Source organism: Phytobacter sp. RSE-02 (assembly GCF_040578655.1).
Lineage (GTDB): Bacteria > Pseudomonadota > Gammaproteobacteria > Enterobacterales > Enterobacteriaceae > Phytobacter > Phytobacter diazotrophicus.
In genome coordinates, this window is sequence record NZ_JBEULY010000007.1 from 192,038 (window position 1) to 203,556 (window position 11,519).

General features: G+C 54.8%; 9 protein-coding genes. All 9 read left to right on the forward strand.

Annotated elements, in window-relative coordinates; all coding sequences use genetic code 11:
- Window positions 1-27 precede the first annotated feature (27 nt).
- Window positions 28-1,338 (forward strand): MFS transporter family glucose-6-phosphate receptor UhpC, encoded by a 1,311-nt coding sequence (gene uhpC / locus ABU190_RS16500; RefSeq protein WP_317077957.1) that lies wholly within the window; start codon window positions 28-30, stop codon window positions 1,336-1,338.
- 4 nt (window positions 1,339-1,342) lie between these two features.
- Window positions 1,343-2,374: an ABC transporter substrate-binding protein gene (locus ABU190_RS16505; protein WP_354691864.1), complete on the forward strand. Its 1,032-nt coding sequence runs from the start codon at window positions 1,343-1,345 to the stop codon at window positions 2,372-2,374.
- A gap of 71 nt (window positions 2,375-2,445) precedes the next feature.
- Window positions 2,446-4,524 (forward strand): iron ABC transporter permease, encoded by a 2,079-nt coding sequence (locus tag ABU190_RS16510; protein ID WP_103245873.1) that lies wholly within the window; start codon window positions 2,446-2,448, stop codon window positions 4,522-4,524.
- A gap of 12 nt (window positions 4,525-4,536) precedes the next feature.
- Window positions 4,537-5,583 (forward strand): ferric ABC transporter ATP-binding protein, encoded by a 1,047-nt coding sequence (gene fbpC, locus ABU190_RS16515; RefSeq protein ID WP_041852578.1) that lies wholly within the window; start codon window positions 4,537-4,539, stop codon window positions 5,581-5,583.
- Window positions 5,584-6,579: 996 nt separating this feature from the next.
- A complete protein-coding gene (gene eat, locus ABU190_RS16520; RefSeq protein ID WP_041852579.1) occupies window positions 6,580-7,959 on the forward strand; it encodes an ethanolamine permease in 1,380 nt (459 codons plus the stop codon).
- Between the two features lie 9 nt (window positions 7,960-7,968).
- Complete coding sequence (locus tag ABU190_RS16525; RefSeq protein WP_354691865.1) at window positions 7,969-9,357, forward strand: ethanolamine ammonia-lyase subunit EutB; 1,389 nt, start codon at window positions 7,969-7,971, stop codon at window positions 9,355-9,357.
- Window positions 9,354-10,124, forward strand: coding sequence for an ethanolamine ammonia-lyase subunit EutC (eutC, locus tag ABU190_RS16530; RefSeq protein ID WP_041852581.1), 771 nt, complete (start codon window positions 9,354-9,356; stop codon window positions 10,122-10,124). Before ABU190_RS16525 ends, eutC begins: the two co-directional genes overlap by 4 nt.
- 106 nt (window positions 10,125-10,230) lie before the next feature.
- Window positions 10,231-10,740, forward strand: a complete 510-nt coding sequence (locus tag ABU190_RS16535; RefSeq protein WP_165159107.1) for a hypothetical protein — start codon at window positions 10,231-10,233, stop codon at window positions 10,738-10,740.
- A 10-nt stretch (window positions 10,741-10,750) separates the two neighbouring features.
- Window positions 10,751-11,197, forward strand: a complete 447-nt coding sequence (locus tag ABU190_RS16540; RefSeq protein WP_354691866.1) for a YetF domain-containing protein — start codon at window positions 10,751-10,753, stop codon at window positions 11,195-11,197.
- The last annotated feature ends 322 nt before the right edge of the window (window positions 11,198-11,519 follow it).

Sequence of the window (11,519 nt, forward strand, 5' to 3'; positions counted from 1 at the left end):
CTATAGTCAGCGCAACTGGAGACCGCTATGCACGCCATCTCATCCGCTGAAATTGAACAACGTTACCGGGCTTTTCGCCCACGGTTACTGCTGTGCATGGTGGTGGGCTATGCGGCGTTTTACCTGACGCGTAAAAGCGTCAATTACGTGCTTCCGGCGCTACAAAGCGATCTGGGGTTAGACAAAGGCGACATCGGGCTGATGGGCTCACTGTTTTACCTCAGCTATGGCCTGTCAAAGTTTGCCGCCGGGCTATGGCACGACAGCCACGGGCAGCGCGCCTTTATGGGCTGCGGGCTGTTCGCCACGGGTTTACTGAACGTGTTGTTCGCTTTTGGTGACTCACTGCCGCTGCTGTTAGTGGTCTGGACATTAAACGGTTTTTTTCAGGGCTGGGGCTGGCCCCCCTGTGCTCGCCTGCTCACCCACTGGTATTCCCGCAATGAACGCGGCTTCTGGTGGGGATGCTGGAACATGTCCATCAATATTGGCGGTGCCGTGATTCCGCTGATATGTGCCTTTGCCGCCCACTGGTGGGGCTGGCAGGCTGCGATGCTGACACCAGGGATAATCAGCATGGCGCTCGGCGTCTGGCTGACAATGCAACTGCGGGGTACACCGCAGGAAGAAGGATTACCGAGCGTGGGCGAATGGCGGCATGACCCGCTGGAGCTCCGTCAGGAACAACAAAGCCCCCCGATGGGCTTATGGCAGATGTTACGTATCACCATGCTGCGTAACCCGATGATCTGGCTGCTGGGCGTGTCGTATGTGCTGGTCTACCTGATCCGCATTGCGCTCAATGACTGGGGCAACATCTGGCTGGCAGAAAGCCACGGCGTCAATTTATTGAGCGCGAATGCCACGGTGATGCTGTTTGAAGTCGGCGGTCTGTTAGGTGCGCTGTTCGCCGGTTGGGGATCGGATTTGCTGTTTAGCGGGCAGAGAGCGCCGATGATTTTGCTCTTCACGCTGGGGCTGATTGTTTCGGTCGCGGCACTGTGGCTGGCGCCGGTACATCACTACGCGTTGCTGGCAATGTGCTTTTTTACCGTGGGATTTTTTGTTTTTGGCCCACAAATGCTCATCGGCCTGGCCGCCGTCGAATGCGGGCATAAGGCCGCGGCAGGATCGATAACCGGTTTTCTCGGCGTCTTTGCCTATGCGGGCGCAGCGCTGGCGGGCTGGCCGCTGTCGCAGGTGATTGAACACTATGGCTGGTCGGGGATGTTCAGCTTGCTCTCCGTCGCCGCCGTATTAATGGGTTTACTTCTGATGCCCTTGTTGATGGCGGGCATCATGACGTCTCGCAGTCCTACAACCTCACAGGAAGGATAAAACAATGAAAGTTACCCTGCTCTCTACCCTGGTGGCGACCGGTTTGGCGCTGGCGGCATTCAGCAGCGCGGCCAAAGCAGAAGGTCGTCTGGTGGTCTACTGCAGCGCGACCAACGAAATGTGTGAAACCGAAACACAGGCTTTCGGCGAGAAATACAATGTGAAAACCTCCTTCATCCGCAACGGCTCAGGCAGCACGCTGGCGAAAGTTGATGCGGAGAAGAAAAACCCGCAGGCGGATGTCTGGTACGGCGGCACGCTGGATCCACAGTCGCAGGCCGGGGAGATGGGACTGTTGCAGCCCTATAAATCAGCCAATCTGAGCGAGATCATGGAGAAATTCCGCGATCCGGCCAAAGTGAAAGGCAATCTCTCTTCCGCCGTTTACGTGGGCATTCTCGGTTTTGGCGTTAACACCCAACGCCTGAAAGAGAAAAATCTGCCCATTCCGAAGTGCTGGAAAGATCTGACGAAACCGGAATACAAAAGCGAAATTCAAATCGCCGACCCGCAGAGTTCCGGCACCGCCTATACCGCGCTGGCAACCTTCGTTCAACTTTGGGGCGAAGACCAGGCTTTCGATTACTTAAAACAGCTCAATAGCAATATCTCTCAGTACACCAAATCGGGTATCGCCCCGGCACGTAACGCCGCGCGTGGCGAAACCGCCATCGGCATTGGCTTCCTGCATGACTACTCACTGGAAAAAGAGCAAGGCGCGCCGCTGGAACTGATTTCACCCTGTGAAGGCACTGGCTACGAAATTGGCGGTATCAGCATCCTGAAAGGGGCACGTAACCTGGATAACGCGAAGCTGTTCGTTGACTGGGCGCTGTCAAAAGAAGCACAGGAGCTGGCATGGAAAAAGGGCAAGTCTTACCAGATCCTGACCAACACTACCGCCGAAACCTCCCCGAACTCGCTCAAGCTCGACGACCTGAAACTTATCAATTACGACATGGATAAATACGGTTCCACGGACGTACGTAAAGCGCTCATTAACAAATGGGTTAGCGACGTGAAGATGGGCCAGTAAACACGCATTGGCGATCATATTGCCGGGTAGCGGCGTAACGGCTTTACCCGGCCTACAACACCGGAATGCTTATGTCACACACACTCACACTCCATCCCGCCCCCAAGCGGGATGCGATATTCCTTTGGGTTCTGCTTGGCGGGCTGGCCTTTGCGCTGCTGCCAAGCTGGAGCCTGGATTATGGCCTGCTGGAGTCCACGCGCGATGAAATTATCGACGCCTACGGCTGGTCGCACGTTAACGTCAGTTGGTTGTGGTATCTGCTGCCCGCCGTGTTACTGCTTCGCCCACTGAGTGAAGCGAAGCGCGAGCAGCGAGGCCGCCACTACTTTGACGCCGGCTGGGCCTTACTGTGCATGGCGTTTGTGGCTGTCAGCGCCACCGTGGAAGGACGTGGCCTCGGTTATGCGGTGATTGTGCTGTTTGTCGCCCTTGCAGCCATCATGACTCTGGCGCTCACCCGCCTGGAGTGGCTCGGCGGCGACCGTTTTGTTATTGGTTCGCTGATTGTCATCGTGGCACTGATCGGCGTCTTTATCGTCTGGCCAAGTATTGCCATCTTTATTCCTATGTTCACCACCGCCAGTGGCGAATTTGCCCCGCTGGCGTTTATGAATGTGCTCGCCCAGGCGCACATCATTCAGGTGATTTTGAACTCCATCTGGCTCTCTATTGCCGTGGGTGTCGGCTGTACCTTCTTCGGCCTGGTGCTGGCGATTTACACAACCCGCATTGCGCAGCGCAGCGCGATTATTGGCCGCATTTTCTCGATTCTGCCGATCGTCACCCCGCCGTTTGTCGTCGGCCTCGGCGTTACCCTGATGATGGGACGTTCCGGCTATATCACCGAATTAATGGTCGACTGGTTCGGGCTCACCAATACCAACTGGCTGTATGGGTTTACCGGTATCTGGCTGGCGCAGGTGCTGGCGTTCACTCCCATGGCCTTTATGATCCTCGACGGGGCGATTAAGACCATTCATCCATCACTGGAAGAGGCCTCGTACACCCTGCGCGCCAGCCGCTGGCAGACCTTTAACGGGGTATTTATCCCGCTACTGAAACCGGCGCTGGCTAACGCGTTTCTGATTGTGGTCGTGCAGTCGCTGGCCGATTTTAGTAACCCGCTGGTGCTTGGCGGCAACTTTGACGTGCTGGCAACGCAAATCTACTTCTATATCACCGGTTCGCAGCTTGATTATCAGGCCGCCAGTACGCTTGGTGCGTTCCTGCTGCTCTTCTCGCTGCTGGTGTTCTGCGTGCAGTACATGTGGATCGGCAAACGCTCTTACGTCACCGTTTCCGGCAAATCCTATCGCGGCGATGTGCAGCCTCTGCCGGTCACGCTGGTATGGAGCGTAGTGGCGCTGCTGGCAGTCTGGGTGGCCTTCAACGCCCTGCTCTATGGCAGCATTTTCTACGGCAGTTTCACGGTGAACTGGGGCGTGGACTACACCCTGACGCTGGATAACTTTATTAAGCTGTTTGGCCAGGGAATGAGTGACGGCGCGTGGCCTTCTCTGCTCGATACCCTGCTTTACGCCGGGATTGCCGCCCCGATTACCGCCATTTTCGGCCTGCTGATTGCCTGGATTGTGGTGCGCCAGCAATTCAAAGGGAAAAAGACCATCGAGTTCACCACCATGCTGTGCTTTGCGGTTCCGGGCACCGTGGCGGGTGTCTCTTATATTCTCGCCTTTAACAGCGCCCCGGTGTACATCACTGGCACCGCCGCCATTGTTATTATTTCGATGGTGATGCGTAACGTGCCTGTGGGTATTCGCGCCGGGATCGCAGGCTTAGGCCAGATTGATAAATCACTGGATGAGGCCTCACTTAGCCTGCGCGCCGGGTCGTTGCGTACCATTACGCAGATTTTGCTGCCCCTGCTGCGCCCGGCGATTTTGTCCGCGCTGATTTACAGCTTTGTCCGCGCCATCACTACCGTCAGCGCCATTGTCTTTTTGGTAACGCCGGATACGCGTGTGGCGACCGCCTACATTCTGAACCGCGTGGAAGACGGCGAATACGGCGTGGCAATTGCCTATGGCTCAATCCTTATTGTGGTGATGCTCGCCATCATCTTCATCTTTGACTGGCTGATCGGTGAGGCGCGTATCTCCCGTTCCAAAGCTAAAAACCAGGCCTAACGGAGCGCGACCATGACACAAAAACATTTCGTTGAACTGCGCAATGTCACCAAGCGATTTGGTAACAACACGGTTATCGACAACATTAATCTTGCCATCCCTCAGGGAGAGATGGTGACGTTACTTGGCCCATCAGGCTGTGGGAAAACCACGGTACTGCGTCTGGTGGCAGGGCTGGAAAAGCCCTCTGAGGGACACATTTTTATTGATGGTGAGGATGTCACGCATCGCTCCATTCAGCAGCGCGATATCTGCATGGTGTTCCAGTCCTACGCCCTCTTCCCCCATATGTCGCTGGGAGAAAACGTGGGTTACGGTCTCAAGATGCTGGGGGTTTCACGCGCGGAGGTGAAAACGCGGGTGAAAGAAGCGCTGGCGATGGTGGATCTGGAAGGCTTTGAAGACCGCTACGTGGATCAGATTTCCGGTGGGCAGCAACAGCGCGTGGCGCTGGCACGCGCGCTGATCCTCAAACCCAAGGTGCTGTTGTTTGATGAGCCGTTGAGTAACCTCGACGCCAACCTGCGTCGCAGCATGCGCGATAAAATTCGCGAGTTGCAAAAGCAGTTCAACATCACGTCGCTGTATGTGACGCACGACCAGAGCGAGGCATTTGCCGTCTCCGATACCGTGCTGGTGATGAACAAGGGTCACATCATGCAAATGGGCTCGCCGCAGAATCTGTATCGCCAGCCTGCGTCACGTTTTATGGCAAGTTTTATGGGGGATGCCAACCTGTTCCCGGCAACGTTCCACCCGCAATTCGTTGATATCTATGGATACCGTTTACCTGTGCCGGCACATTTCTCGGCCCAGGGAAGCGGCACGGTGGGTGTCCGTCCGGAGGCCATCACGCTGGGTGAACAGGGTGATGACAGCCAGCGTTGCGTGATCGTGCATGTGGCCTATATGGGGCCGCAGTACGAGGTGATTGTGGAATGGCACGGCCAGCGCATTTTGTTGCAGGTCAACGCTACCCGTCTGCAACCGGATGTTGGTGAGCAGTATTACCTGCAAATCCACCCCTACGGTATGTTCGAACTGGCCGAAACCGCGTGAGTTTATCCCGGATGCGGCTTTGCCTTATCCGGGTTACGGGTTCGGTGCCCGATCGTAGAGGGGGAGGGATCCCCATAAAAAATGCGAGCACGATCGGTTCCCTCTCCCTGAGGGAGAGGGCCAGGGTGAGGGGGAAAATGCGGCTCGGGAGGTGGGTTCCGTTCACCGTATGTTCATGGCGAAATGGAACCTCCGGACACGTGAACGGGTAAGCGGCTACGCCACCGGGGATTATTCCCGGATGCGGCTTCGCCACCGGAATACCTTATCTTCCTGACCAGGAACCTCACTATGGATGGTTTGCGACCACACGCAGCCGCGCTCGCCTGCTGCTCAGCCGTGGGTTAGTCGTAAAAATGACATATAAAATCGGTCGCCAGGCCATATGCCCCTCCTTAGTTAAATATAATCCTGGATTTACCTGAAAAATTTTTCTCTCAAACTAAAGTGCGAAACAATTCAGGTCAACTCATTCTCAACGATTAAATTTAACATCAGGTAATTACCTGAAAACATTGTGATACAACCGACAAAACAATGTCATAAGGTAATGAAATCTAAAATGTAAAAACTATGTGAAATAAAAACAGTAAATATCGTCAATAATTAATAATAGTAAAGCGTCGCCGGGATAAAAAGGGTGTAAGAATTGTCGGATTTATTCCCTGCCTGCTCCCTATAATATTTTGTTTTTTCCTTAACCATAAAAGATTCAAACTACTATGCCTAATGAAATTTCACTCAAGGCATTATTTTTACGCTTCGCTTTCAGCAAGTTCCTCCTGGGAAAAACATCAAAAGCTTTTACCCTACGGCAAATTTCACCATTGCGGGGCAGCATGCACCAGAATTACCCGTCAGGCGCTACATCGGTGCCGCGTTTTTTTCGCGCCATTCTCCATACCATTATTAACATATTGAATTTATTTATTTTTTAAGCTTGGCACTGCCTTTGCTACTGACATTGCACTGTGTTTAATGGCGAGGCAGTAAATGATGACCACAGAATCAACCACATTAAAAAGAACACTCGGCAGCTTCCGCTTATGGGGCATAGCCGTCGGCCTGGTCATTTCAGGCGAATATTTTGGCTGGAGTTATGGCTGGTCCCAGGCCGGAACGATGGGATTTTTGATTGTCGCGCTGGCGATTGCCGCCATGTATTGCGCGTTCATATTCAGTTTCACTGAGCTGACAACGGCGATCCCACACGCGGGTGGCCCTTTTGCTTACGCGTATCGGGCTTTCGGCCCCACCGGCGGATTTATTGCCGGTTTCGCCACGCTCATTGAATTTGTGTTTGCGCCACCGGCTATTGCAATGGCCATTGGGGCCTACCTGAACGTGCAATTTCCGTCCCTCGATCCGAAATGGATCGCCTGTGGTGCCTATATCATCTTTATGGCGTTGAATATTCTCGGTGTCGGCATTGCCGCTACGTTTGAATTGATCGTCACCCTGCTGGCGATATTTGAATTGCTGGTCTTTATGGGTGTTGTTGCACCGGGCTTCTCCTGGGACAACTTCACGGCTAACGGCTGGGCAGGTGCAGAAAGCTTTAGCGCCCCGGCATTGTCGGGGATGTTTGCCGCTATCCCCTTTGCTATCTGGTTCTTCCTGGCAATAGAAGGCGCGTCGATGGCCGCCGAAGAAGCCAAAGACCCGCAACGCACCATTCCTCGCGCGCTGGGCGGCGGTATCCTGACGCTGACCGTATTGGCGGTTGGCGTAATGATATTTGCCGGCGGCGTGGGTGACTGGCGCGCCCTGTCGAACATTAATGATCCCTTACCGCAGGCGATGAAAGTCGTGGTGGGCAACAGTAGCGGCTGGCTGCATATGCTGGTCTGGCTGGGGCTGTTTGGCCTGGTGGCCTCTTTCCACGGTATTATCATGGGTTACTCCCGTCAGATCTACTCACTGGCGCGTGCGGGCTACCTGCCTGCCAGCCTGGCGAACCTGAACCGTAAAACGCGCACACCGCACCTGGCGATTCTGGCCGGCGGCGTGGTGGGGATCGCGGCCATTTTCTCCGATTCGCTGGTAACCATTAGCGGCATGCCGCTGACCGCCTGCATTGTGACGATGTCAGTATTCGGCGCTATTGTTATGTATATCATCTCAATGGCCGCGCTGTTCAAACTGCGCCGTAGCGAGCCGAACCTGGTGCGTCCGTTTAAAGCGCCCCTGTTCCCGATAGCGCCCGCGTTTGCGCTGGGTATGGCGGTACTCTGTCTGGTCGCGATGGTCTGGTACAACACCCTGCTGGCGCTCATTTTCGCGCTGATGATGCTGGGCGGTTACATGTGGTTCCGTAAAACAGCGTCAGCCCGTGAGCGTGCGGCGATGGATCCGCAACTGCGTGCGCTCTCCTGAGGAGGCGAAATGTATAAAACGACCCTGGCGCACCGGACATACCGGTTCGCCAGTCTTAAAGAAGTCATGGCAAAAGCGTCCCCGGCCCGTTCCGGGGATGTGCTGGCGGGTGTCGCGGCAGATTCAGCGGAAGAGCGCATGGCGGCGAAAATCGCCCTTGCCGATATCCCGCTGCGTGACCTTCTGGACAATCCGCTCATTCCTTACGAAAGCGATGAAGTTACCCGTCTGATCATTGATACCCACAACGCCGATGCCTTTTCCCTTATCCGCCACCTGACCGTCGGCGATTTCCGTGACTGGTTGCTGGCCGATACCACCGATGCCGCCACGCTGACACACATCGCCCCGGCCGTCACGCCGGAGATGGCAGCCGCGGTAAGCAAGCTGATGCGTAACCAGGATTTGATTCTGGTGGCCAGCAAATGCAGCGTGATTACCCGTTTTCGCAACACCATCGGCCTGCCCGGCCATTTGAGCGTTCGCCTGCAGCCGAATCATCCCACCGATGATTTAAAAGGCATCGCCGCCAGCATGCTCGATGGCCTGCTCTACGGTGCGGGTGATGCGGTGGTGGGTATTAACCCGGCCAGCGACAGCCTGCCAGTCCTCGAACGGCTCAATCATATGATGGATGACATCATCAGCCGTTTTGCCATCCCCACCCAATCCTGCGTGCTTACACATGTTACCAACACGCTGCAACTGATTGAACGTGGCGCACCGGTGGATCTGGTCTTTCAGTCCGTGGCGGGAACCGAAGCGGCCAACAGCGGCTTTGGCATTAATCTGTCGATGCTTAAAGAGGCGCAGGATGCAGCCCTGAGCCTGCAACGCGGCACACTCGGCAACAACGTGATGTATTTTGAAACCGGCCAGGGGAGCTGCCTGTCGGCGAATGCGCATCACGGCGTTGACCAGCAAACCTGCGAAGCACGGGCCTATGCCGTGGCGCGCCACTTCAACCCGTTACTGGTCAATACCGTGGTCGGATTTATCGGGCCGGAGTATCTCTATGACGGCAAGCAGATCATTCGTGCCGGTTTAGAAGATCATTTCTGCGGCAAGCTGATGGGGCTGCCTATCGGCTGCGACGTCTGTTACACCAACCACGCCGAAGCAGATCAGGATGATATGGACACGTTGCTGACGCTGCTGTGTAACGCCGGGCTGACGTTCCTGATTGGCGTACCGGGCGCGGATGACATCATGCTCAATTATCAGAGTACGTCGTTCCACGACGCCCTCTATGCCCGCCGTCTGCTGGGGCTGAAACATGCGCCAGAGTTCGCCGACTGGCTCACCCGTATGCAAATTATCGATACCCACGGACAGTTGCGTTTAACCGGGGCGAATCACCCGCTGCTGACCGCATTACCACAAGGAGTGAGCGCATGAATCCACCCGATGCCTGGACATTACTGCGCGAATTTACCGACGCCCGCATCGCACTTGGGCGCAGCGGCGCCAGTCTGCCCACGCGTGAGGTGCTGAACTTTGGCCTGGCCCATGCTCAGGCCCGCGATGCCATCCACCAGCCGTTCGACAGTGAAAGTCTGGCGACACAGCTACACGAGCTGGGGCTGCAAACGCTGAATGCGCACAGCGCGGCGACAGACAGGCACATCTATCTGAATCGACCGGATTTGGGGCGCATGCTCAGCGAAGAGAGCCGCGATGCCTTAAAAGCGAGCCGGACGCCCGCCCACGACCTGCTGCTGGTGATTGGCGATGGCCTCTCTTCACATGCGGTGCAACGCCAGTCCGTCGGCCTGATTAAAGCGCTGCTGCCCTATCTGGAGACGCTGGGGATTTCACTTGCCCCGGTGGTACTGGCGCATCAGTCACGGGTTGCGCTGGGGGATGACATTGGCGAAACGCTCAACAGCAAAGCGGTCGCGATCCTGATTGGTGAACGCCCCGGCCTCTCCTCCCCGGACAGCCTGGGTGTCTATCTGACATGGAAACCCGAGCGCAAACGGCTGGAGTCGGAGCGCAACTGCATTTCGAACATTCGCCCCGAGGGGCTGAATTATGACGCAGCCGCCTTTAAGCTCGCCTGGCTGCTGGAACAGGCGTTCCTGCGCAGGCTTACCGGCGTGAAGTTAAAAGACGAAAGCGATAACCCTGCCCTGCATGGACGCGTGACCCCACGCGTTCGTTAGCCTCCCGCGCGCTTTATCGCCCATGGGTAAAGCGCGACGCGTAACGCAAATTTTGTTCCATACTCTGTTAACCCTGTGTGCATTCTACGTTTGTGGAGACTCCAAGGTGAAAGAGACCGCACCTGATCCCCAGAATCATCCTGTAAGAGAGAACCCGCGCTGGCTGAGATTCGAATCCCGGGTACAGCAATATGGCGCTTATCTGCTTTTTTTGATTGTCATCAGCGCCCTTGCAGGCCTGTTTTCCCACGGATTTTTAAGCGACAGAACGCAGGAAACTGGCGATAAACAACTGCAAGTACATTACGAGCGATTCGGGCGTTTACAAAGCGATATGGCGCTGGCCATTACCGTCAGGGCGCCAAAGCATGAGCAGCTCGTCATCACGCTGGGCGGCGATTTTATGCAGCAATATGAGATACGCACGCTTCAGCCGCAGCCAGACCAAGTCTCCAGTCGAAACGGAATACTGCGTCTGGAATATTCCCACGCGCATCCGGGAGAAGCCTTTGATCTCTGGCTGGGGCTGACCCCACAGCTTCCGGGCAGCGTAACGTCGCAAATTGGTGTGGAAGGCGCATCCAGCACCAGCATCTGGCAATTTATTTACCCCTGAGGGCGAGACGATGGAAATGGTATTGCGGACAATCGCCATCTATCTGGTGTTAATGGTGGTTTTTAAAATCGCCGGACGCCGGGCTTTGTTACAAATGACCTCTTTTGATCTTATCTTACTGTTGATCATCAGCGAGGCCACACAACAGGCGTTACTGGGGAATGATTTTTCCGTCACCGGTGCGGCGCTAACCATCATTACCCTGGTGACGGTGGACATTCTGTTCGGCTATCTCAAAAAATATATCAATAACCCGGAAGACATGATCGACGGTGCTCCGGTCATCCTGGTGGAACATGGCCAGATGTTACGCGGCAAAATGAAAGAGGCTGATATCACCTATGATGACATCATGGTCTCTGCACGTAATAATCAGGGCATTGATAAACTTGACGATATTAAGTACGCCATCCTTGAGCGCAATGGCCATATCTCGATTATTGCGAAGTCGCCATAAAACCCGATTTACACTGTGGCTGTCTGCAATTATGCCGCAGGCAGTTCACAGTGCGCTGCCTTCTGTCCGTCCCTTTAATTTCATTAACTTTCTATAAAATCCACAATCGTGACCTTTAAAAATTCCATTTCTTATAATTACGATCAAGATCACACCCATATAAAAGCATAAAAAACAGCAAGTTACAATCATTAAAAAATAAATGAGAGGCACGTCAACATAATTACTCCGCAGGTTGATTGACTCTTATGCACACGTGTGCATAAATAAATACAGTATGATTAAAAAGCTACATTCGGGACGGTAAGCATTTATCAAGGCA

Excerpts from the sequence above, each read along its gene's own strand:
- ABU190_RS16540 (WP_354691866.1), top strand. The coding sequence starts at position 10,751 with ATGGAAATGGTATTGCGGACAATCGCCATCTATCTGGTGTTAATGGTG.
- eutC (WP_041852581.1), top strand. The coding sequence starts at position 9,354 with ATGAATCCACCCGATGCCTGGACATTACTGCGCGAATTTACCGACGCC.
- ABU190_RS16505 (WP_354691864.1), top strand. The coding sequence starts at position 1,343 with ATGAAAGTTACCCTGCTCTCTACCCTGGTGGCGACCGGTTTGGCGCTG.
- ABU190_RS16525 (WP_354691865.1), top strand. The coding sequence starts at position 7,969 with ATGTATAAAACGACCCTGGCGCACCGGACATACCGGTTCGCCAGTCTT.
- ABU190_RS16510 (WP_103245873.1), top strand. The coding sequence starts at position 2,446 with ATGTCACACACACTCACACTCCATCCCGCCCCCAAGCGGGATGCGATA.
- eat (WP_041852579.1), top strand. The coding sequence starts at position 6,580 with ATGACCACAGAATCAACCACATTAAAAAGAACACTCGGCAGCTTCCGC.
- fbpC (WP_041852578.1), top strand. The coding sequence starts at position 4,537 with ATGACACAAAAACATTTCGTTGAACTGCGCAATGTCACCAAGCGATTT.
- uhpC (WP_317077957.1), top strand. The coding sequence starts at position 28 with ATGCACGCCATCTCATCCGCTGAAATTGAACAACGTTACCGGGCTTTT.